General features: G+C 73.8%; 21 protein-coding genes and 1 pseudogene. 15 read left to right on the top strand and 7 right to left on the bottom strand.

Annotated elements, in window-relative coordinates; all coding sequences use genetic code 11:
• Window positions 1–121 precede the first annotated feature (121 nt).
• The 3 genes from IAG42_RS18420 to IAG42_RS18410 are packed head-to-tail and all read left to right on the top strand — an operon-like array spanning window position 122 to window position 1,682.
• The gene (locus tag IAG42_RS18420; protein WP_188338072.1) at window positions 122–778 is read left to right on the top strand and encodes an ArsR/SmtB family transcription factor; all 657 of its coding nucleotides are present in this window, start codon (window positions 122–124) and stop codon (window positions 776–778) included.
• On the top strand, window positions 775–984 hold the full coding sequence (locus tag IAG42_RS18415) for a hypothetical protein (RefSeq protein ID WP_188338071.1): 210 nt from the start codon (window positions 775–777) through the stop codon (window positions 982–984). Before IAG42_RS18420 ends, IAG42_RS18415 begins: the two co-directional genes overlap by 4 nt.
• Window positions 985–1,016: 32 nt before the next feature.
• Entirely contained in the window at window positions 1,017–1,682 is a 666-nt protein-coding gene (locus IAG42_RS18410; protein WP_188338070.1) for an HAD family hydrolase, read from the top strand.
• Window positions 1,683–1,692: 10 nt separating this feature from the next.
• On the opposite strand, the gene cobM is transcribed toward IAG42_RS18410, so the two are convergent.
• Window positions 1,693–2,442: a precorrin-4 C(11)-methyltransferase gene (gene cobM / locus IAG42_RS18405; protein ID WP_188338069.1), complete on the bottom strand. Its 750-nt coding sequence runs from the start codon at window positions 2,440–2,442 to the stop codon at window positions 1,693–1,695.
• On the bottom strand, window positions 2,439–3,683 hold the full coding sequence (gene cbiE, locus IAG42_RS18400; RefSeq protein ID WP_188338068.1) for a precorrin-6y C5,15-methyltransferase (decarboxylating) subunit CbiE: 1,245 nt from the start codon (window positions 3,681–3,683) through the stop codon (window positions 2,439–2,441). The genes cobM and cbiE overlap by 4 nt, the downstream gene beginning before the upstream one ends.
• Window positions 3,684–3,819: 136 nt before the next feature.
• Here cbiE and IAG42_RS18395 point away from each other — a divergent pair, with 136 nt between their 5' ends.
• Both IAG42_RS18395 and IAG42_RS18390 read left to right on the top strand, forming a co-directional pair.
• Window positions 3,820–4,230, top strand: a complete 411-nt coding sequence (locus IAG42_RS18395; RefSeq protein ID WP_188338067.1) for a bleomycin resistance protein — start codon at window positions 3,820–3,822, stop codon at window positions 4,228–4,230.
• 172 nt (window positions 4,231–4,402) lie between these two features.
• Window positions 4,403–6,247, top strand: coding sequence for a DUF6049 family protein (locus tag IAG42_RS18390; protein ID WP_188338066.1), 1,845 nt, complete (start codon window positions 4,403–4,405; stop codon window positions 6,245–6,247).
• A gap of 3 nt (window positions 6,248–6,250) precedes the next feature.
• On the opposite strand, the gene IAG42_RS18385 is transcribed toward IAG42_RS18390, so the two are convergent.
• Together IAG42_RS18385 and IAG42_RS18380 are read right to left on the bottom strand one after the other, a co-directional pair.
• Window positions 6,251–6,781: a hypothetical protein gene (locus IAG42_RS18385; RefSeq protein ID WP_188338065.1), complete on the bottom strand. Its 531-nt coding sequence runs from the start codon at window positions 6,779–6,781 to the stop codon at window positions 6,251–6,253.
• Window positions 6,782–6,880: 99 nt separating this feature from the next.
• On the bottom strand, window positions 6,881–7,807 hold the full coding sequence (locus tag IAG42_RS18380; RefSeq protein ID WP_188341459.1) for a LysR family transcriptional regulator: 927 nt from the start codon (window positions 7,805–7,807) through the stop codon (window positions 6,881–6,883).
• A gap of 81 nt (window positions 7,808–7,888) precedes the next feature.
• Here IAG42_RS18380 and IAG42_RS18375 point away from each other — a divergent pair.
• The 4 genes and pseudogenes from IAG42_RS18375 to IAG42_RS18360 all read left to right on the top strand — a co-directional run bounded on the left by IAG42_RS18375 (window position 7,889) and on the right by IAG42_RS18360 (window position 11,951).
• A pseudogene (locus tag IAG42_RS18375) lies at window positions 7,889–9,114 on the top strand (MFS transporter).
• A gap of 98 nt (window positions 9,115–9,212) precedes the next feature.
• The gene (locus IAG42_RS18370) at window positions 9,213–9,998 is read left to right on the top strand and encodes a DUF4389 domain-containing protein (RefSeq protein WP_223206056.1); all 786 of its coding nucleotides are present in this window, start codon (window positions 9,213–9,215) and stop codon (window positions 9,996–9,998) included.
• A 37-nt stretch (window positions 9,999–10,035) separates the two neighbouring features.
• Window positions 10,036–11,121: a ParA family protein gene (locus IAG42_RS18365; RefSeq protein ID WP_317453365.1), complete on the top strand. Its 1,086-nt coding sequence runs from the start codon at window positions 10,036–10,038 to the stop codon at window positions 11,119–11,121.
• Window positions 11,121–11,951, top strand: coding sequence for a ParB/RepB/Spo0J family partition protein (locus IAG42_RS18360; protein WP_188338064.1), 831 nt, complete (start codon window positions 11,121–11,123; stop codon window positions 11,949–11,951). Before IAG42_RS18365 ends, IAG42_RS18360 begins: the two co-directional genes overlap by 1 nt.
• 20 nt (window positions 11,952–11,971) lie before the next feature.
• Here IAG42_RS18360 and IAG42_RS18355 read toward each other — a convergent pair whose 3' ends face one another.
• Window positions 11,972–12,607 carry an NAD(P)-dependent oxidoreductase gene (locus IAG42_RS18355; protein ID WP_188338063.1) on the bottom strand — a complete coding sequence of 212 codons (636 nt, stop codon included), beginning with the start codon at window positions 12,605–12,607 and terminating at the stop codon, window positions 11,972–11,974.
• Between the two features lie 124 nt (window positions 12,608–12,731).
• On the opposite strand from IAG42_RS18355, the gene IAG42_RS18350 reads away from it, so the two are divergent.
• The gene (locus tag IAG42_RS18350; RefSeq protein ID WP_188338062.1) at window positions 12,732–13,148 is read left to right on the top strand and encodes a hypothetical protein; all 417 of its coding nucleotides are present in this window, start codon (window positions 12,732–12,734) and stop codon (window positions 13,146–13,148) included.
• A gap of 88 nt (window positions 13,149–13,236) precedes the next feature.
• On the opposite strand, the gene IAG42_RS18345 is transcribed toward IAG42_RS18350, so the two are convergent.
• Window positions 13,237–13,677 carry an SH3 domain-containing protein gene (locus tag IAG42_RS18345; protein WP_188338061.1) on the bottom strand — a complete coding sequence of 147 codons (441 nt, stop codon included), beginning with the start codon at window positions 13,675–13,677 and terminating at the stop codon, window positions 13,237–13,239.
• A 159-nt stretch (window positions 13,678–13,836) separates the two neighbouring features.
• Between IAG42_RS18345 and IAG42_RS18340 the strand changes: the two genes are divergently transcribed.
• The 5 genes from IAG42_RS18340 (at window position 13,837) to IAG42_RS18320 (ending at window position 19,349) form a co-directional block, all read left to right on the top strand.
• The gene (locus tag IAG42_RS18340) at window positions 13,837–14,841 is read left to right on the top strand and encodes an ATP-binding cassette domain-containing protein (protein WP_188338060.1); all 1,005 of its coding nucleotides are present in this window, start codon (window positions 13,837–13,839) and stop codon (window positions 14,839–14,841) included.
• Window positions 14,838–15,695: an ABC transporter permease gene (locus IAG42_RS18335; RefSeq protein WP_188338059.1), complete on the top strand. Its 858-nt coding sequence runs from the start codon at window positions 14,838–14,840 to the stop codon at window positions 15,693–15,695. The genes IAG42_RS18340 and IAG42_RS18335 overlap by 4 nt, the downstream gene beginning before the upstream one ends.
• Window positions 15,696–15,762: 67 nt before the next feature.
• The gene (locus tag IAG42_RS18330) at window positions 15,763–16,725 is read left to right on the top strand and encodes a hypothetical protein (protein WP_223206055.1); all 963 of its coding nucleotides are present in this window, start codon (window positions 15,763–15,765) and stop codon (window positions 16,723–16,725) included.
• Window positions 16,726–16,778: 53 nt separating this feature from the next.
• Window positions 16,779–17,282 (top strand): DUF7144 family membrane protein, encoded by a 504-nt coding sequence (locus IAG42_RS18325; RefSeq protein WP_188338058.1) that lies wholly within the window; start codon window positions 16,779–16,781, stop codon window positions 17,280–17,282.
• 102 nt (window positions 17,283–17,384) lie between these two features.
• Entirely contained in the window at window positions 17,385–19,349 is a 1,965-nt protein-coding gene (locus IAG42_RS18320) for an FUSC family protein (protein ID WP_188338057.1), read from the top strand.
• A gap of 153 nt (window positions 19,350–19,502) precedes the next feature.
• Here IAG42_RS18320 and IAG42_RS18315 read toward each other — a convergent pair whose 3' ends face one another.
• On the bottom strand, window positions 19,503–21,605 hold the full coding sequence (locus tag IAG42_RS18315; RefSeq protein ID WP_188338056.1) for a PhoX family protein: 2,103 nt from the start codon (window positions 21,603–21,605) through the stop codon (window positions 19,503–19,505).
• Between the last annotated feature and the right edge of the window lie 10 nt (window positions 21,606–21,615).

Here is a 21,615-nt window from a genome sequence, read left to right as displayed (position 1 = left end):
GGCTGACGGCTGACGGCTGAACGTGACAGCCCTGCCGGAGGCCTCTACAAAGAACTCTCTGCAAAGAAATCCATGCAAAGAACCTGTTGCAAAGAGTCCTTTGTAACTCTACGGTGGAGCCATGCCCGAGCAGCCCACCCCACCCCCGCACTCCTCGAACCCGTCCGAGCCGGTCCCCGGCCACAAGGTCCGCACCCTTGACGCCCGTTCGCTCCGCGGCCTGGCGCATCCCCTGCGGATGCACCTGCTGCAGTCGCTGCGGGCGGACGGGCCGGCCACTGCGTCCCAACTCGCCGAGCGTCTGGGCGAGTCGAGCGGCGCGACGAGCTACCACCTGCGCCAGCTCGCCGCGCACGGCTTCGTCGAGGACGACCCGGAGCGCGGCAAGGGACGCGAGCGCTGGTGGCGGGCCGCGATCCAGGGCATCCGTGTCGACGAGACCCTGATGACCGATCCGGACCCGGCGGTCCGCGGCGCCGCGGACGTCTATCTGCACACCGTCGCCGACCGCCACACCAGTGAGTTGTCGACCTTCATCGCCACCCGGCACACCCTCTCCGAGGAATGGATCGCCGCCTCGGACATGAGCGACTACACCCTCCGCCTGACCCCGGAGAAGAGCCGCGAACTCGGCGAGCGGCTCAACCAGGTCGTCGAGGAGTACTGGCGGGCGAGTCAGGGCGAAGACGATCCCCGCGCCGAGCAAGTCCGTCTGCACACGCACCTGTTCCCCACCGACGTCACCGCCGAGCCGCCCGGAGAGGACCCCACGCCATGACACCCGAACAGGTCCACCACGCGTACGCGCACGAGACTCACGCCGCCGAACTCCGTTCCGAGGCCGCCGAGTTCCGCCGCGCGGCCGGGCTCAGGACCGGTCTGCGCACCCGCCTCGGCCTCACCCTGGTCACCCTCGGTACGCGCCTCGCCGCCGTGGAACCGGCCCGGGTGGCGGCCGGACGGCATGTCACTCCCTGTGCCTGACCAGGAGGCCTGATGGCAGGATCGCCGGCGTGATGGATGAATCCCGAGCGGGCGGTGCCGGCAGGTGCGTGCTGTTCGATGTCGACGGCACGTTGATCGACGCCCTGGCCAATCAGCGGCTGGTCTGGCGTACATGGGCGGAGCGGTACGGGCTCGACCCCGACGAGGTCTACCGGGTGGCGCTGCGGACGCGGCCGCTGGAGACGTTCGCGCAGGTCGCTCCGGGCCGCGATCCCCGGGCGTGCCTCGCCGCCCTGCACGAACTGGAGGACGAGGACGTCCGCACCGGCGTCTACACGGCCTTCGACGGCGCCTCGGAACTGCTGGACGCCCTGCGCCCCGGCTCCTGGGCGCTCGTGACGTCGAACTACGAGCACCGGGTGCGGGGACGGTTCGCGCGGACGGGACTGCCCGTTCCCGAGGTCGTGGTCGACGCGGCCGCCGTGGAGGAGGGCAAGCCGTCACCCGTGCCGTATCTGCTCGCCGCCGAGCGGCTCGGTGTTCAGCCGAAGGACTGCCTGGTCGTCGAGGACGCCCCGTCCGGCGTGCGGTCGGGGCTGCGGGCCGGGATGACGGTGTGGGGCGTCAACACCCCGGCGCCGGTGGACGGCGTGCACCGCCACTTCGGCACCCTGCGCGAGGCGGCCGCCGACATCCTCGCCTTCGCGTCGGCGGCCGAGTCGGCCGGCGTCGACTGACGGCGCCGGCTCAGCACACGTGCCGGTCGCGCTCCGTCGAGTACAGGTGGCTGTCGCGGAACTGGGAGGCGGCCAGGGTGCGGCCGACCAGGATGACGGCGGTGCGCAGGACGCCCGCGTCCTTCACCTGGGCCGCGATGTCGCCGAGGGTGCCGCGCAGGACCAGTTCGTCGGGGCGGGAGGCGTACGCGACGACCGCCGCGGGGCAGTCCGCGCCGTAGTGCGGGAGGAGCTCGCCGACGATGCGGTCGACGTAGCGGGCGCCGAGGTGGAGGACGAGGAGGGCGCCGCTCCTGCCCAGGGTGGCGAGGTCCTCGCCGGGGGGCATCGGGGTGGCCTGCTGGGCGATGCGGGTCAGGACGACCGTCTGGCCGACCGTGGGGACCGTCAGTTCGCGCTTGAGGGCGGCCGCCGCCGCCGCGAACGCCGGGACGCCGGGGACGATCTCGTACGGGATGCCGTGGGCTTCGAGGCGGCGGATCTGCTCGGCCACCGCGCTGAACACCGACGGGTCGCCCGAGTGCAGACGGGCCACGTCCAGGCCCGCCTCGTGCGCCGTCACGAACTCCCGCTCGATCGCGTCGAGATCGAGTTGTGAGGTGTCCACCAGGCGGGCGTCCTGCGGGCACTCCGCGAGGAGTTCGCGGGGGACGAGCGAGCCCGCGTACAGGCAGACGCCGCAGGCGGCGAGCGTGCGGGCGCCGCGCAGGGTGATCAGGTCGGCAGCGCCGGGGCCCGCCCCGATGAAGTAGACGGTCATCGTTCCTCAACTCGGTTCTCGTTACGGACCACGGACCACTGCGTCACCGGCATCGACTGGCGCCAACCCGTGAACCCGCCGACCGGCACCGCGTGCGCGACCGAGAGCTTCGTCAGGTCGCCGCCGTGACGGCGGTACCACTGCGTCAGCAGGGCTTCGGATTCCAGGGTGACCGTGTTGGCCACCAGACGGCCGCCGGGGGCCAGCGCCTCCCAGCAGGCGTCCAGGAGGCCTGGGACGGTGAGGCCTCCGCCGATGAACACCGCGTGGGGGGACGGGAGTTCGGCCAGGGCGGCGGGCGCCGCGCCGTGGACGACCGTCAGGGCCGGCACGCCGAGCCGCGCCGCGTTGCGCTCGATGCGGGCCGCCCGCTCCGGGTGCCGTTCCACCGAGTACGCGCGGCACGACGGATGCGTGCGCAGCCATTCGACGGCGATCGAGCCCGAGCCGCCGCCGATGTCCCACAGCGTCTCGCCGGGCGCGGGGGCGAGCGCGGCGAGCGTCGCGGCGCGGACGTGGCGCTTGGTGAGCTGGCCGTCGTGCTCGTACGCCTCGTCGGGCAGTCCGGGGACGGCGCCGAGGCGCAGGGCCCCGGGCGCGCGGACGCAGCTGATCGCGATGACGTTCAGGGGGTCGCCGGGGGCGTGGTCCCAGGACTCCGCCACGCCTTCGTGCGCCGACTCCGCCTCGCCGCCGAGCTGTTCCAGGACCGTCATGCGGCTGGGCCCGAACCCGCGGTCGGTGAGCAGGGCCGCCACCTGGGCCGGGGTGTCGGCGCCGGCCGACAGGACGAGGACGTGACGGCCGTCGTGCAGCGCGGCGGCGAGCCGGTCCGCGGGGCGGCCGACCAGCGTGACGACCTCGGTGTCCTCGACGGGCCGGCCGAGCCGCGCGCACGCGTACGCGACGGACGAGGGGTGCGGCAGGATCCGCAGCGCGGCCGCGCCGACGGTCTCGGTGAGGGTGCGGCCGATGCCGTAGAACATGGGGTCGCCGCTGGCCAGGACGGCGATCCGGCGTCCGGCGCGCTCCGCGAGCAGTCCGGGCACGGCGGGCCGCAGCGGCGTGGGCCACGGGACACGCTCGGCGGTGCAGGAGTCGGGCAGCAGGGCGAGCTGGCGGGCGCCGCCGAGGACGCTCTCCGCGTCGAGCAGGGCCGCGCGCGAGGTCTCGGGCAGTCCGGGCCAGCCGTCGGCCCCGATCCCGACGACCGTCACCGGGGGGTGTATCGGCGCAGTCATTGCCTGGTACCTCGTACGGGGTGCGTCATGCTCGGGAGGGACACGTCACCGGCGCGGGCGTCAAGCGCGACCGCGCCGGGAGCCGCACTCTATCGGGCGACATCGGCCGCCCCGCCGAGCGCCCCTGGGAGCCAGAATGCCCCGCACCCCGCTGACCGGCCGCGTCGCACCGGTCATGCCCGGACGTGACCTGACGGCGACCGCCTCGTTCTACGCCGGCCTCGGGTTCTCCGTCGCCGGGCACCACCCCGACGACGGCTATCTGATCCTCGTACGGGACACCGTCGAACTGCACTTCTTCCACGCCCCGGAGACCGACCCGCTGGCCGGTGCGCACGCCGCGTACCTGCGGCTGGACGGCGGGGCGCGGACGGTGGACGCGCTGTACGAGGAGTGGCGGAAGGCGGGCCCGCCGGCGGACCCGTACGCGACGCCGCGGCTCGTCGAACCGGACGACACGGTGTACGGGATGCGGGAGTTCGCCCTGGTGGATCCGGACGGGAACCTGCTGCGGATCGGTGCGGACCTGGAGCCGGCGGCGCTCTGAGCGCGGGTCCGGCGCCGACGCGCCGCCCGCGCGCGGTACCTGCGACGGTCCGCCGCACGGTGTTACCTCAGGCCTCAAGGGCCTCAAGGAAGGGCCACAGGGCTTCGAGGCCGCAAGGAAGGGCCTCGGACAAGGGCCTCAGGGAAAGGCCTCAGGGAAGGCAGGGGACGGGATGGCGGCAGCGGGATACGGGGCGGCGGCACGGGCCTTGGTCGTGTCCGCCGTGGTGCTGGGGGCCGCGGCCCTGCCGGGGCCGCAGGCGCGCGCGGCGGACCACTCCGAGGACGACCCGCTGCGGGCGGCCGTCGTGTGGCCGGTGACCGCTCCCCCGCACCTGACGGCGGCGTCCCTCGGCGCGGGCCCCACCGCGCAGGCGGTGTTCGACGACGACGCGCTCGCGGGCCTGTTCGCGGAGGGCGGGCGGCTGCGCGAGGTCGTCGACGCGGGCAAGGGCCACGACGTCAACTGGGTCGTCGACCCGGACCTGGTGATCGCCGCGCACGAGATGGCCGACGGCTACCGGGTCGCGGGCCCGGACGGCTCCAGCAACCCGCAGGACAGCGTCCGCGGCACCGGGCAGGGCGCCGCCCGCGCCTGGCTCGCGGCGCTCAAGGACGCCGTCGACGGCCACGACGTGTGGCTGCTGCCGTACGCGGACCCCGACCTGGCCTCGCTCGCCCATCACCCCGGGCCGGACCGCGACGACCTGACGGAGGCCGTGACGGGACTCGCGAGCGGCGCCCGCACCGAGGTCGACCAGCTGCTCGGCATCAGCAGCCGGGCCGGGCTCGGCTGGCCGGCGGACGGCGCGCTCGACCGCCGGATCACCGCGCTCGGCACCCGGTTCGGCGTGACCCGGATGCTCACCTCCGGGCAGGGGCTCGACCCGGACGAGGCCGACCCGGTGACCCTCGGCAAGGGCGACGACGCGCTGACGGCGCTGCCCTACGACGCCGCCGTCACCAAGGCGCTCACCGCGATCAAGGACCCGGAGCGTCCGTCGCCGACCGCCTCCCCGAGCCCGTCGGCGGCACCGTCCGCGAGCGGGTCGCCGAGCCCGGACGCGTCCAGGGCCTCTCCGAGCCCGTCGAAGAGCGAGTCGTCCAGAAGCGAGGCCGAGAAGCCCGACGAGGGCGCCGTGACCGACCTGTCCGAGCAGCTGCGGACCGGCTCGCACCACGTCGTCGTACCGCCCCGCGAACTGTCCGGGCGCGGGGCGCGGACGCTCGCCGCGGCGCTCGACGCGGGCGGCGAGGACGGCTGGCTCGAGCTGGAGACGCTCCGCTCGGCGGGGAACGAGGCGGTGGACGGGACGGCCGGGTCGAGCGCGGAGTATCCGGCCGCGCTGCGGGCGAAGCAGCTGTCGGCGCGGCAGCTCGCGGCCGCCGCGGGGGATCTGGACGGGCTCGCGACGCTCTCCAAGGTGCTCGCCGACCCGCGGGCCACGACGGAGTCCGTGCACGCGGCGATGGCGCGGGCGCTGTCCACGGCCTGGCGGGGCCGGCCGGCCGCGGAGCAGGAGGCGTTCCAGGAGCGGACGACGGACTTCCTGACGGCGTCGGTGGCCTCGCTGCGCCTGGTGCCGAAGACGACGGTGACGCTCACGTCGGGCGACGCGCAGATCCCGGTGTCCGTCGACAACGCGCTCCAGCAGCCGGTCGCGGGGCTCGAACTGCGGGTCACGTCCAGCGACTCGGAGCGGCTGCGGGTCAACGACCCGGCGGTGGCGGTGCAGGCCGCGGGCTCCGCGAACCACACGACGCACATCGGGGTGACGGCCCGCGCCAACGGCAAGGCGGAGCTGACCGCGCAGCTCTACACCCGCAGCGACGGCAAGCCGTGGGGCGATCCGATCACGTTCGAGGTCGACGTGACGTCGGTGTCGACCGGCGCGATCGTGGTCGTCGCGGCGGGCGTCGGGCTGATCGTCCTCGCGGCCGGGTTCCGGATGTGGCAGGTCCGCAAGCGCCGTTCGGCGCAGAAGCCTCCGGAGGAGGAGCCGGCGGGCGAGGAGTAGGGCTCAGGCCGTGGCGGTGGCGGTGCGGCGCAGGGTGCGCAGGATCAGCCACTGGTCGCCCCAGGCCATGGCGGTCGCGAGGACGCCCATGAGGACGCCGACCACGACGCCGCCGGTCGCGGTGCCGAGGGAGAAGCCGAGCGCGCCGAGCCCGAGTCGGATCAGCAGGCGCAGGGCGAGCAGGGCCAGGGCGAGGAGCCGGGTGCGCTTGTTCTTCCAGAGGGCCTTCATCAGGCGCATCCGGGTGCGCAGGACGGTGAGGGAGAGCGCGAGGTTGAGGACTAGGACGACCGGGATCACCGCGTAGAGCGCGGGGTGGACGCGGGCGATGTCGAAGACCCCGGCGAGACAGCCCATGATCGGGAAGTACCAGGCGGGCAGCCCCTCGAAGCGGGCGTCCGCACCGCCCTTCTCCATGTGCGACTCGGCGCCCGTGCGCGTTTCCGTGTCCGTGTCCGTGCGCGTTTCCGAGTCCGTGTACGTGGTCATGGCCTGTCCCCCGGTGCCGCTGGTGTGGTGTCCGTGCTCCGACACCACCGATCCTGGCCGGTAGGCGGGGGTGTCCGGCAGAGCGAAGCGTCCCCGGCTCACCCGTACAAATGTCACGGCCCGCCCGCTGCCACGGCCCGCGGCTCACGCCCAGTCGGGGAGCCAGTGCGCGGCCGGGTCCGGGGGCCGGTAGCCGGCGGTCAGGGCGGTGCGCAGGGCAGCGAGGCCAGGGTGCCGGTTGTCGTCGCGCCACATCAGGGCGAGCGGGTAGAGCGGGGTGGGGCGGCGTACCGGAATGGTGCGCAGCTCGATGCCCGCGGGGCGCACGAGCGGGGTGCGGGTGCCCATGAGCGTGGCGACGTCGGGCGCGTCGGCGACGGTGCGCAGCAGGTGCCCGCCGCCGAGGTTGGTGCCGCCCGTGTCGATGGTCAGCCCGTACTCGGACGCCAACTGCGCGTAGTACGCGGCCCATTCGGAGCCCGGGGCGAGACCCGGCATCCAGAGTCGGTGCCCGGCGAGGTCGCCGGGGGTGACCTCGGCCGCGTCGGCGAGCGGGTGGGCGGGGCCGGTGACGAGGACGACCGGTTCGTCGACGACGCGGGCGGCGCTCATCCCGGGCGGCAGCCGCCGGTCGGGCACCCGGGACACCCAGAACGCGGCGTCGAGCCCGCCGTCCCGCACGCCTTCGAGGGCGGCCCGGCCGTCACCGAGCGCGACGACGTCGAGGGGGACGCCGGGGTGGTCGCGGTGGAAGTCGTGGAGCAGACCATTGGTGATGAGGTTGGTGCCGAGCACGTCGACGCGCAGGGGGCGGCTGCCGGGGCGTACGGAGGCGGCGGCGCGGTCGGCGGCCTCGGTGAGGGCGCGGGCGTGCGGCAGGAAGGTCTGGCCGTCCAGGGTGAGCCGGGCGCCGCGCGGGGTCCGGGTGAACAGGCGGACGCCGAGCCGCCGTTCCAGCGCGGCGATGCGCTTGGAGGCGGCCTGCTGGGTGATGCCGAGCTCCTGCGCGGCGATCTGGATCTGTCCCTCGTCGGCGACGGCGACGAAGGTGCGTACGGCTTCGAGGTCCACCCTGTTCATACAACCACGGGTTGTACGGATCGGCCCGGCGGTTGTTTGCCGGGCGGGGCGCACGGGGCGTTGGATCGCCGGGTGGCGACAGGGACAGAGCGGGCCCGGGCGGGGCTCGGGCGGGATTTCGGGTGGCTGTGGGCCGCGTTCGCGGTGAGCACGGCGGGCAGCTGGCTGGCCCTGGACGCGTTCTCGCTGATCGCGGTGGTGACGCTGCACAGCAGCCCGGCGCAGGTGTCGTTCCTGGCGGCGGCCGGGATCGCGGTCGGGGCGCTGCTCGCGGTGCGCTGGGCCCGTGGGTGGAGTTCCGCCGCAAGCGCCCCGTGATGATCGCGGCGGACCTGGCGCGCTGCGCGGCGCTGCTGACGCTGCCGCTCGCGTACGTGCTCAACGCGCTGACGTTCGCGCAGCTGGTCCTGGTCTCGGTGGTCGTGGCGACCGCCGACATCGTCTTCCGCGCGGCGAGCGGGGCCCATCTGAAGGCGCTGGTCCCGGCGGAGGGGCTGCTGCTCGCCAACGCGCGCTTCGAGTCGACGACCTGGACGGCGACGGCGCTCGGGCCGCCGCTGGGCGGTGCGGCGATCGGCGTGTTCGGGCCGCTGACCGCGATCGTGGGCGACGCGGTCAGCTACGTCCTGTCGGCGCTCGGCGTCCGTGCGATCCGCCGCCCGGAGCCGGAGCCGGCGCGGGGCGGGAAGGCGCTGAGCCGGGCGGAGATCGCGGAGGGCTGGACGTATCTGTGGCGGCGGCCCGAGTTGCGGGCCCTGTTCCTGAACACGACCCTGGTGAACGCTCTGATCATGGTCGGTGCCCCGCTGATGGCGGTGCTGATGCTGCGCGAACTCGGCTTCCCCGTGTGGGAGTACAGCCTCGCCTTCTCGGTGCCCTGCCTGGGCGGCCTGCTCGGCTCCCGCCTGACGCCCCGGCTCGTCCGGCGGTACGGGGCGGACCGTGTGCTCCGGGTCAGCGGCACGGCCCGCGCCTGCTGGCCGCTGGGCCTGGCGTTCGTGGGGACCGGGACCGGCGGCCTGTTCACCGTGATGGCCGTCGAGCTGGGTCTCATCTTCTGCTGCGGCGTCTTCAACCCGGTGCTCGCCGGGGAGCGGCTGCGGCGCACGGAGCCGGACCGGGTGGCCCGGGTGCTGTCCGCCTGGACGGTCACGGGCAAGGCGGTGACGGCGGCGCTGACCCTGGCCTGGGGCGCGCTCGCGGCGCTGACCGGGACGCGGACGGCACTGGCCGTCGCCGGAGTCCTCCTGCTGGCCACGCCACTCCTGCTCCGCGCCCTCAACTCCAGTACGACATAAGGGAGTTGTGCCCGCAACGCCCTCTGGCTCCGGGCGGGCCGCCACCTGAACGGGTGCGAGCGGATGCCGTGACCTGCGGCGCTGTGCACAGTTGCGGCATGTCCACGTCTCCCGGCTTCGGCACGGTCCCGCTCGTCCCCGGCGCCGAACCGCTCCCCGAACTCGAGGTGCCGCCGCCCGGCCGGCAGAACCGGCTCACCGTGCTGCTCCGGCTGCTCCTGCTGCTGCCGCACGCGGTGGTGCTCGTCGTGCTGTCGCTCGTCTCCGTGCCCGTCGTCGTGGCCGCCTGGTGCGGGGCGCTGCTCATCGGCCGGGCGCCGGACCGGCTGGAACGCTGGCTCGCGGGCTTCCTCGGCTACGAGACACGGCTGTCGGCGTCGGCGATGCTGCTCACGGACCGGCTGCCGCCGTTCGCCCTGGAACGGCCCTTCGGCTACCCGGTGCAGGTGCGGCTGCACTCCTCGGCGCTGAACCGGTTCGCCGTGCTGTTCCGGCTGCCGCTCGTGCTGCCCGCGGCGCTCGTGTGCGCGCTGGTGACGGCCGGGTGGTGGGCCGTGTCGTTCGTGACGTGGCTGGTGGTGCTGGCCCTCGGACGGATGCCGTTGCCGCTCTTCGGGGCGAGTGCGGCGGTGCTGCGCTATCGGATGCGGGTCGGGGCGTACGTGCTGCTGCTGTCCTCGGCGTACCCCAAGCGGTTGTTCGGCGACCAGGGGTCGGTGGACTCGGCGATCGGGGTGGTCCGGGGGCCTTCGGGGACGCGGCCGCTCTTCCTGGGCGCCTCGGCGAAGATGCTGCTCGGCGCGTTCCTGGTGCTCGGTGTCCTGGGCTGGGCGGGCGGTTCGGTCCGCCCGATGACACCCCCGTCCCTGGAGGCCTCGCCGTAGCTCCGGCCCTTCGCGACCGGGTGCGCCCCGGTGGGGGCTGGTCGCGCCCCGCGGCGGAGCCGCTGATGGACACAGCCCCGCGCCCCTGAAATGCAGACCCTTCGGGTCGCATTTCCCCGACGCAGGTGCGGGCGCCTGTTTTCGGGGAAGGCGCGGCGAAGCCGCATGCCTTCAGGGGCGCGGGGAACTGCGCGACCAGCCACGACGTACCCGCAGCCGCCAACACACCCGTTCCCGCCCCCACGCACGGCGTGTACCCGCGCCCAAAAGAACCCGCACTGCCAAAGTAACCACGAGCAAAACCCCCCAAAACCGCCCCATACGGGAGTACCTCGTGGCGCACGTACACGTGATCCTCAATCAGAAGGGCGGCGTCGGTAAGTCCACGCTCGCCGTGAACCTCGCCGCCGTCACCGCGGACGTCCTCGGCGCCGGCACCGCCAAGAGCGCCGGAGGCGACGGGCAGCCGCCCGTCGTCGCCGTGTCCATCGACCCGCAGGGCTCCGCCGTTTGGTGGTCCGAGCGGGTCGGCGAGGACCTGCCCTTCGACTTCGTGCAGGCCCACGACGACCTGGCCGGCCTCGCCGCACTGTCCCGCATCCCGTCCGCCCAGCACGTCTTCGTCGACACCCCGGGCTGGCTCGACCTCGCCGAGGACGACGGCGCCGACCCTCTCGGCAAGGGCGCCGCCGCCGACGCCCTGCGCGCCGTGCTGTCCAACGCCACCGACGTCATCGTGCCGGTCGAGCCGGAGCCGCTGAGCTTCCAGCCGACGCAGCGCACGATCGAGCGGGTCGTGAAGCCGCGCGGACTGCCGTTCCGCGTGGTCATCAACAACTGGGACCCGCGCGACGGCAAGGCCGACCTGACGCAGACCCGCGCGTTCGTCGAGGCCCAGGGCTGGCCCCTGGCCCGTACCGTCGTGCGCCACTACAAGCTGCACACGCGGGCCAGCGCCGACGGCCTGGTCGTCACCCAGTACGGGGCCAACCGCGTCGCGCTCCAGGCCCGCGAGGACTTCTTCCGGCTCGCCCTGGAGGTGGGGCTCGCCGCGATCCCGAAGCCCGCGCGCAAGCCCCGTACGACGGCCAAGGCCCGCACCAAGAAGAAGGTGAACGTCTGATGGGGCGCCGCACGGACCTGTCCTCGCTGCTGGCCACGGGCCCGGACACCCCGGCGGCGACCGCCCCGGGCCCGCGCCGCAGGCCCGACACCAAGCCGCTCACGGTGCCGGTCAGCGACCTCGCCGAGAACCCCGACAACCCCCGTCACGAGCTGCGCGACCTGGACGGACTCGCCGAGACGGTGCGCGAGCGCGGGGTGCTCCAGGCGCTCGGCGTGGTCCCGGCGGCCGTGTTCCTGGCCGCCCACCCGCACCACCGGGAGGCCGTCGGAGCGGCCCCGTACGTCGTGCTGCACGGGCACCGCAGGCTCGCGGCGGCCCGGATGGCGGGCCTGGACGAGGTGCCGGTGCTGGTGCGGGACGACGCCAGCCGGTCCGACGAGGACGCGCTCATCGAGAACGTGCAGCGCGACGACCTCACGGAGCTGGAGCAGGCGCAGGCCATCCAGGGCCTGATCACCGCGTACGGGTACTCGCAGCGTCAGGTCGCGGCCCGGATCGGCAAGACGCAGGGCTTCGTCTCGCAGCGCCTGTCGCTGATGAAGCTGCGCGAGGACATCCAGGAGGCGCTCGCGGACGGCCGCGTCTCGGTCGAGGACGCCCGGCGGATCGCCCGGCTCCCCCGCGAGGACCAGGCTCTGCCGGGGCACCACGGCGCGCTGCCGGCCCCGTCCGTGCCGGCCGCCCGGGGCGAGCGGCGCGGCGGCCGCGATTACGGCGTAATCAAGATCGACAGCCGGGGCACCCCGGAGGACGTCGTCGAGGCGCTGCGCCGGCATCTGGCCCCGGCCGCCCTCGACCGCGTCGTGGAGCTCCTCGGCCGCGCCTGATCCGGACGGGAGGCCCCGGGTCAGTAGGCGACGGACATGCGGCCCCGGGAGTGCGCGTCGCGTTCGAGTTCGTCGACGAAGGCGATCGCGTAGTCCTCGGCGCTGATCCGGCTGTTGCCGTGCTCGTCGGTCATGAGGCGGTCGCCGCCGACGCGGAACTCGCCGGTGCGCTCACCGGGGGCGATGTCCGCGGCCGGGGACACACAGGTCCAGTCGAGGTCGTCGACGGTGCGCAGATAGGTCAGGACGTCGCGGTGGGCCAGGGCCTCGCCGCGGTAGTCGTCGGGGAAGCCGGGCTGGTCGAGGAGCATCCGGCCCGGTTCGGCGAACAGGTTGCCCGAGCCGCCCACCACGACCAGCCGCGACACCCCTGACCTGCGCACTCCCGCCACCAGCGCCTCGTTGAGGGCCAGGAAGGGCAGCGTCGGGTCGGAGCCGTCGCGTGGCGGCGCGAGGGCGCTGGCGACGGCGTCGTGGCCCTCCGCGAGCTCGCCCACCTTCACGGGGTCGGAGCAGTCCGCGGCGGCCGCGGTGACGCCGGGCAGCGGGGAGCCGCCGGACCGGCTGACCGCCGTGACCCGGTGGCCGCGGGCGAGGGCCTCGGCGGCGATGCGGCTGCCGACCATGCCGGTGGCGCCGAACAGCACGATGTTCATGGGCCCAGCGAAACACGGGCCCGACGGCCCCGCATGTTGCACTACGCCCGCCGCGAGCGGTCAATGGAAAGACGGGGAACCCGGGCCCAAAGGGGTCCCGGGGGACGTGAGAAAGGAGCCCGACATGGCTCAGCACGCGGCACCCGCATCCCGGCGGCGCCCCGGCGGCGCGGCACTCGCCCCGACCAGTCCGGCCGTGGTCCTGCCGTTCGTCGCGGGAACCGCCTACGGCTTCTGGGCGGCGAACATCCAGCGCTACGGCGAGGCCGTCACCGGCGGCAACATCGCGCTCGGTTTCGTCACCGGCATCCTCGTGGCGGTGCTCTGCTTCGGCATCCACCAGTGGTCGGCGGCGCAGGCGGGCCGGCACTTCTTCGCCCGCGCGGGCGCCTGGGGCGTGATGGCCGGTGTCTCGATCGGGTTCCTGCACAGCCTGGCCGACGGCGGGATCCTGTGGTCGGTGTTCCTCGGCGCGTTCATCGCGGCGGGCGTCTTCATCGCGGTCTACTACCGCTACTACTCGGCGAGCGAGTACGTCTGACGGCGCCGGGACGACCGGCAGCACGGGAGGCGCCCCGGAGGTCCAGGACCTCCGGGGCGCCTCCCCTCGTGCGGGGCCGGTCGGCGGCTCAGTACGTGACGCCGAACTCGATGCTGGTCTCCGAGCGGAACCAGAAGGTCGGGCTGTCGCGGTAGTCGGTGCTGTGGCTGTCACGCTGCGGGTGGTCGGGCGGGCACGGCGTCTCGCAGCTCGGCACGGAGCGGCCGTCGGTGTCGATGTATGTGGCGCTGACCCAGCCGCGGGCGCCGATCAGCCAGAACCAGGCCGGATCGCCGTGCACCCGAGAGCCGTTGGTCGCGCACTCGATGCGGTCCTGGTCGCCCGGTTCGAGCCGGGTGACGACCGGGTCCGAAGTGCTCGGGCCCGAGCGGACGTTGAGTTCGCTCTGGGAGACGACGGTCCCCCAGACGACGCCGCTGCCCGCACTGGCCGGGGCCGCCGCCGTCACGGCGAGCACGCCGCCCGCGACGAGCGTGGCCGCGGCGATGGCCGGAGTTGTTCGGCGCATGATCGTCCTCCTAGCTCCCCACACCCAGGAAACACCCGTTCGGCCCAGTGCTCCACCGGAGCCACTCCTGCCCCAGTGGCAACAGGGCCGTACGCCGATGAGTTCGCGGGCCCGGGCGGGTCTGCATCTGTGACGTGACCGCGAGAGGGGCATCCCGACATGAGCAGCACGGCAGCCGCCGCGAGGACCCGTACCGGGCTCGCCATCGAGACGGCGGGACTGGTCAAGACCTTCGGCGAGAACCGCGCCGTGGACGGCGTCGACCTGAGCGTCCCGGCCGGCACGGTCTACGGCGTGCTCGGGCCGAACGGCGCGGGCAAGACGACCACGGTGAAGATGCTCGCGACGCTGCTGCGGCCGGACGCGGGCGAGGCCCATGTGTTCGGGCACGACGTGGTGCGCGAGGCGGACGCGGTGCGCTCGCGGGTCAGCCTGACCGGCCAGTACGCGTCCGTGGACGAGGATCTGACGGGCCAGGAGAACCTGGTGCTGCTCGCGCGCCTCACCGGCCACGGGAGGAAGTCGGCGGCCGCCCGCGCGGGGCAGCTCCTGGAGGCGTTCGGGCTCGCCGAGGCGGCGGGCCGGCAGGTGAAGAACTACTCGGGGGGCATGCGGCGCCGCATCGACATCGCCGCGTCGATCCTCAACACCCCGGACCTGCTGTTCCTGGACGAGCCGACGACGGGCCTCGACCCGCGCAGCCGCAACCAGGTGTGGGAGATCGTCCGGGCCGTCGTCGCGCAGGGCACGACCGTGCTGCTCACCACGCAGTACCTGGACGAGGCCGACCAGTTGGCGGCCCGGATCGCGGTCATCGACCGGGGCCGGGTCATCGCCGAGGGCACCAAGGGCGAGCTGAAGTCCTCGGTCGGGGCGGGCGCCGTGCACGTACGGCTGCGGGACGCGCACCTGCGGCCGGAGGCGGAGCGGCTGCTGGCGCGGGTGCTCGACGCGGCCGTGCAGCTGGAGCCGGACCCGGTCGCGCTCACCGCGCGGGTGGGCGGCGCGGGCAACGGGCGGGGCGCCGCGGAGGCCGCGTCCCGGGCGCTCGCCGAGCTGGCCGCGGCCGGCATCACCGTCGACAACTTCTCCCTGGGCCAGCCGAGCCTCGACGAGGTGTTCCTGGCCCTGACCGACCGGACCCCCGAGGAGGACCCGGCATGAGCACCGCCACCGGTACCGGAACGGGCGAGGCACAGGACCTCGCTCCGGTCAGCGCCGACTCGCTGGCCGCGCTGCTGGTCGCCACGGAGCGGCCGCGGCGCCCGAGCGCGCTCGCCGCCTCGCTCACGTTCGGCTGGCGCGCGGTCCTGAAGATCAAACACGTACCAGAACAGCTGTTCGATGTGACGGCGTTCCCGATCATGATGGTGCTGATGTACACGTACCTCTTCGGGGGCGCGCTCGCCGGTTCCCCGCGCGAGTACATCCAGTACCTGCTGCCCGGCATCCTCGTGATGTCCGTCGTCATGATCACGATGTACACGGGCGTCTCGGTCAACACCGACATCGAGAAGGGCGTCTTCGACCGCTTCCGCACCCTGCCGATCTGGCGCCCGGCCGTCATGGTCGGCTACCTGCTTGGCGACGCCCTGCGCTACACGATCGCCTCCGTCGTCATGCTCGCCGTCGGCCTGATCATGGGCTTCCGGCCGGACGGCGGGTTCCCCGGCGTCCTCGCGGGCGTGGCCCTGCTGCTCGTCTTCTCGTTCGCGTTCTCATGGATCTGGACGATGTTCGGGCTGCTCCTGCGCACCGAGAAGTCCGTCATGGGCGTCAGCATGATGGTGATCTTCCCGCTGACCTTCCTCAGCGACATCTTCGTCAAGCCCGAGACCATGCCCGGCTGGCTCCAGGCCTTCGTCAACAACAACCCCGTCACCCACGTCGCCTCCGCCGTCCGCGGCCTCATGGAGGGCGACTGGCCCACCGACGAGGTGCTGTGGTCCCTTGGCTGGGCCGCCGTCCTCGTCGCCGTCTTCGGCCCGGTCACGATGCGCCTCTACAACCGGAAGTGACCCCTGTTTGGTCCGTCTGCACGAGCCCCGGTCGCGCCCCGCGCGGCCGGGGTCTTGCCTGGGAAGGGTGACCCGCCCCGCCCCCTCCGTCCGCGCCGTCCGCCGCGTGCTCGCGCCCGTCCTCCTCGTCCTCGCCTGCCTCCTCGTCCCCCTCGGCACGCTCTCCACCTGGGCGAAGTACGCGATCGGCGACAGCGACCGGTACGTGGAGGCCATGGCGCCGCTCGCCACCGACCCCGACGTGCAGAACGCGGTCGCCGACGCCGTCACCACCGGGATCATGCGCTCCCTCGACGTGGGCCCGCTCGTCGGCGCCGTCGACCAGTACCTGCACGACGCCGTCGTCTCCTTCACCGGCACCGCCACCTTCCAGCGGGCCTGGGACACGGCGAACCGGGCCGCCCACGACGCCGTGCAGGACGCCCTGGACGACGGCAGCACCGGCGCCGTCACGCTCGACCTCGCGCCCGTCACCGCGCAGGTCAGGCAGCAGCTCATCGACGACGGCGTGCCGTTCGCCGAACAGATCCCGGTGACCCACACCGAGATCACCGTCCTGTCCGCCGGTGAACTCGCCGATCTGCGCGAGGTGTTCCACATGCTGCAGGTGGCCGGGATCTGGCTGCCGGTGGCGGCCGTCGTGTGCGCCGTCGCGGGCCTGCTGCTCGCGCTGCGCCGGGGCCGGGCGCTCACCGCGACCGCCGTCGGCGTCGCGCTCGGCGCCGCCGCACTGCTGCTCGCCCTCACGATCGCCCGCTCCCTCACCCTCGACGACCTGGACACCGACGCCGACAAGGCGGCCGCCGGAGCCGTGTACGACGCGCTGACCTCGTCGATGCGGACCGCGTCCTGGATCCTCGTCGGGACCGGCCTCGCCGTCGCCCTCGGATCCTGGGCCTTCGGCCGGTACGGGCCGCCCGGCCGGCGCGCACGGGCCGCCGCCGGGACGAGAGCGAAGGCGGGCCCCGCGTCACCCGAACAGCCGCGCGCGGAGTGCCGCGAGGTCCGGCCCGGACGAGCATTCCCCTGACGACACGAGGCGGCTCGCCGTGCAGGGCGGACCGCCGTCGCGAGGAGGCCTCGATGAGCCAGAGCACACCGCCCCCCGGCCCCGGATCCGCCCCGGACCCCGACCCGGCCGCCTGGTCCGCCGCGCAGCGCCGCCGCGAACCCGACCCCACGCGGGGCGAGGGACCCGGCAACCCCGACTGGGCGGCCGGCGGCGCCGTATTCGCGGGCGTCCTGATGATGACCAGCGGCATCCTCGGCGTCCTCAACGGCATCGCGGGCATCGCCCAGGACGACGTGTACGGCCGCGTCGGCGACTACGTCTACGAGTTCAGCCTCACCACATGGGGCTGGATCCACCTCGTCATCGGCGTCCTCGTGGCCGTCACCGGCTGGGGCGTCCTCAAGGGCGCGGACTGGGCGCGCGGCGTCGGCATCGGCCTCGCCGTGCTCTACGTCATCGAGTACTTCCTGTTCCTGCCCTACGCGCCGGTCTGGTCCGTCATCGCCATCGGCATCGGAGTGTTCGTGATCTGGGCGCTGGCCCAGGAGCCCGCGCGGGCCCGGAAGACGCCGTAGTTCCGCCGGTCCCCGCCGAGGCGCGGGGAGCCCGTGGTCGGAGGAAGGCGCGTTCACGGGAACGACCCGGGCCGGATGCCGGACCCGCCACATAATGGGCCCATGCCACCTCCAGACTGGCTGGTCAGAACGCTTCGGCCGCAGCGCGCCCCCGTCCCGTGGGCCGCCGCGGCCCGCGCCTCGATCGCCCTGGCCGCCCCCCTGGCGGTGGGCCTCGCCACGCACCACTTCACGTACGGCGCCGTCGTCGCCCTCGGCGCCCTCTCCGGCGTCGTCGGCGACACGGCCGACGCGTACCGGATGCGCATCCTGAACATCGCCGTGCCGCAGCTCTTCGGCGCTCTCGGCGTCGTCCTCGGCACCCAGGTGTACGGGCAGGGCTGGCTCGCCGTCGCCGTCGTCACCACCGTTGCCCTGGTCTCCGGGATGATCTCCACGATCGGCGCGGTCGCCTCGGTCTCCGGACTGCTGCTCCTGCTGAACTGCGTGGTCGGCGCGGGCCTCCCGATGCCCGGCGACTGGTGGCTCGCCCCGCTCCTGATCCTCACCGGCGGCCTCCTCGTCCTGCTGCTCGCCCTGCTGGCGTGGCCGCTGCGCGGGGGCGTGCCCGAACGGGCCGCGGTCGCCTCCACGTACCGCAGCGTCGCCAACCTCCTCGAAGCCGCCGGCACCGACGACCTCAGCTACGCGGAGACCCGCATCGCGGTCACCCAGTCCCTCAACCAGGCCTACGACCTCGTCCTCGCCCGGCGCGCCCTCGCCCACGGCCGCAACCCCGAACAGGTCCGGCTGGTCAGCCAGTTGAACGCCCTCACCCCGGTCCTGGAGGCGGCCCCCGCCGCCCACCAGTGCGGAGTGCCGCTGTCGCCGCGGATCCCGGCCGCCGTCCGCGAGATCGCCGAGGCCGTCGCCGCCGGGCGGACCACCGAGAGCGCGGCCCGCGACCTGCCCGCCCCCGAAGGGCCCGCCGCCCGCGCCGTCGACCAGGCCCTGCGGCACGCCGCCGAGGTCGCCTCCCGGCGCGGCGAGGCCGACTTCACCAACGTCGCCGACCGGCTCGGCCGGCCCGCCGCACTGCGGGTGCGGGCCCGGCGGGCGGCGCGCGGGGTGCTGCTGTCCGGGGCCTCCTGGCGCTACGGCCTGCGGCTCGCGCTCTGCATCGGCATCGCGCAGTCCCTCGTGTCGCTGATCGCCGTGCCGCGCTCGTACTGGGTGGCGCTGACCATCACGTTCGTCCTCAAGCCGGACTTCGGGTCCGTGTTCTCGCGGGCCCTGCTGCGCGCCCTCGGCACGGCCGCCGGGCTCGTCGTCGCGGCGGCCGTCCTCTCCGAGGTGCCGCTGGGCTGGTGGTCCGTGCCGGTGATGATGCTGCTCGCCCCGCTGATCCCGGCCCTCACCCCGCGCGGCTACGCCTTCCAGACCGCCGCCATCACCCCCGTGATCCTGCTCCTGTCCGACATCCTCAACCACCAGGGCACGGCCCTGCTGTGGCCCCGGCTGCTGGACAGCCTGATGGGCTGCGCGATCGCGCTGGTCGTCGGCTATCTCCTGTGGCCGGAGAGCTGGCACACCCGGATCGGGGACCGGCTCGCGGACGCGGTGCGGGACACGGCGGCGTACGTGGACAGCGCGTTCGGCGCGCCGGGGGAGCGGGACACGGCGGCGCGGGCGCGGATGCGGCGCCGTCTGTACCGGGACCTGTCGCTGATCCGGGCCGAGTTCCAGCGGGCGCTGACCGAGCCGCCGCCCATGGGGAAGCGGGCGGCGGCGTGGTGGCCGCTCGTCGTGGCGGTCGAGCGGATCGTGGACGCGACGACCGCTGCGCGGGTGCGCGTGGGGCATGGTTCACCTCCGCCTTCTGCGGCGGAGGTGAGCCGGGTTTCCGCGCAGTTGCGGGAGCTCTCCGAGGGGCTGCGGGAGTCTGTGGTCCTCGAAGAGGTCCGGGCCGACTTCGGTGACCCCGGGTCGCCCGAGGGCGTCCTGGAACCCGTCCGCCAGGAGGTGGCCGCCGCCCGGGCGATCGGCATCCCGACGGGGCCGACCGGTTCGCTGCCGAGTGCGGCGTAGTGGGGCTTCTCGCGCAGTTCCCCGCGCCCCTGAGATGCGCACTTCGTGCGCCATCTCAAGGAGCGCGGCCCATCGGGGAAATGCCGCCCGAAGGGCGTGCATTTCAGGGGCGCGGGGAACTGCGCGATCAGCCCCCACCGGCCGGTGGTCGCGTCAGATACCGATGTCGCCCCCATCGGTGCGCCACACCGAGACGACAGAAGGCCGCACGATCCGGCCCGGGCCGTCGGGCCAGGTGCTGGCCGGGCGCTCGACGGACGCCCCGTCGATCTCCCCCGGGTGCTGCACGGACACCAGCACCCGGCGATCCTGCACGAGCGGACCGCAGGTCTCCGCCCCGGTCGGCATCGTGAGGAACTGCTTCAGCTCGCCCCGCAGCTCACCCCGCGTCGCGACACCGAACAGCCCGTCGTGCGAGCCCAGCTGGTTGCCGTCCGTGGAGATCCACAGATTGCCGTGCGGGTCGAACGTGACGTTGTCCGGGCAGGAGATCGGGCTGACCCGCTCCTTGGGGAACCCGGCGAAGTACGTCGCGGGGTCCTCCGGGTCACCGGCGACCAGGAACAGCGACCAGCCGAACGTCGTCGACTCGGCCCGGTTGCGCGCCTCGGTCAGTTCGAGGATCTGCCCGTGCTTGTTGAGGTTGCGCGGGTTGGCCTCGTCCGGGCCCGCCTTGCCGGCCTTGCCGCGGTCGGAGTTGTTGGTCAGCGCGACGTACACCTTGCCGGTGCGCGGCGACGGCTCGATGTCCTCGGGCCGGTCCATCTTCGTGGCGCCGACCTTGTCCCCGGCGAACCGCGTGAAGAGGTAGACCTCCTCGGCGGTCATGCCCTCGACGTGCGACTCGGCGCGGCCGCCCGCGTAGGCGGTGGCCAGCGGGATCCACGTACCGGAGCCGTCGAACTCGCCGTCGGAGGGCAGCGCGCCCGTGCCGTCGATCTGCTCCGCCGGGGAGTCGCCGGTGAGCTTGGCGACGTAGAGGGTGCCCTCGTCGAGGAGGGTCAGGTTGTGGGCGTGGGCGGCCCGCGAGCCGCCCTTCGCCATGCGCTTGCTGCCGACGAACTTGTAGAAGTAGTCGAACTTCTCGTCGTCGCCCATGTAGACGACGGGGCGGCCGTCGCCGGTCAGGCGCGGCTGCGCGGCCTCGTGCTTGAAGCGGCCGAGCGCGGTGCGCTTGCGCGGCGTCGACTCCGGGTCGTACGGGTCGAGTTCGACGACCCAGCCGAAGCGGTTGGCCTCGTTCGGCTCCTTGGCCAGGTCGAAGCGGTCGTCGAACCGCTCCCACTTGCGCTCGGAGGCCTCGCCGATCACGCCGTACCGCTTGAGGCGGGCCGCCGCGGTCGGGTCGGTGACCTTGGCGGCGTTGGCGAAGTACTGGTTGAAGTTCTCCTCGCCGTGCAGGGTCGTGCCCCACGGGGTGGTGCCGCCCGAGCAGTTGTTGAGCGTGCCGAGGACGGTGGTGCCCTTCGGGTCGGCCTTCGTGCGGACCAGCGGGCTGCCCGCGACGGGGCCGGAGAGGCGGAAGGGGCTGGTGGCGGTCAGGCGCCGGTTGAGGTGGTGGCGCGAGACGGCGTTCAGGCCGCCGTTCTTCCGGTTCTCCTCGACCACGACGACGGACAGGCCGTGCGCGGCCCACGCGATCTCGACCTGCTCGCGGGTCGGGTTCGCCGGGTCGTAGCCGCGGAACATCAGGATCTCGTCGGTGTACTCGTGGTTGGCGACGAGGACCTGCCGGCCGTGCTCGCCGCGCAGCGGCAGCAGGCTCAGGAAGTCGTTGTTGTAGCCGAACTGACCGGCCTGCGCCTTCGCGCTCTGGTGCTCCGGGTCGAAGGCCGGGGCCCCGCGCAGGATCGGCTCGCCCCACCGGACGACCACGTTCTGCCCGTATCCGCCGGGCACCGTGACGGCGTCGGCGGTGTTCGGCGCGACCGGCGCGAACCGCAGCCCGCGCGCACCCTCCGTGGCCGCCCCGCCCCCGCCGTGTCCGCCGTGTCCGGCGGCGGCCGTGGCGTCCCCCGCGCCCGGACCGGCCAGGACCGTCGTACCGGCGGCGGCCGCGACGGTCACCACGGCGGCGGCGCGCAGCATCGAACGGCGGCTCAGCGCACCGGCGACGACATCGCCGACGTACGCGTTGTCGCTGGTGTTCGGCACCTCGTGGAAGCAGGCGTCACCACAGCGGAACCGACAGGTCAGCGCCGAACGGCCCCCCGCGTGACGTCCGTCGACCGAGACCAGCGGCAGCATTTTCCGCACGCTTTCCCTC

Origin of the sequence: Streptomyces xanthii (assembly GCF_014621695.1) — a bacterium.
Lineage (GTDB): Bacteria > Actinomycetota > Actinomycetes > Streptomycetales > Streptomycetaceae > Streptomyces > Streptomyces xanthii.
Note: the sequence above shows the minus strand (reverse complement) of the source record. Positions and strands in the feature narration are given on the sequence as shown.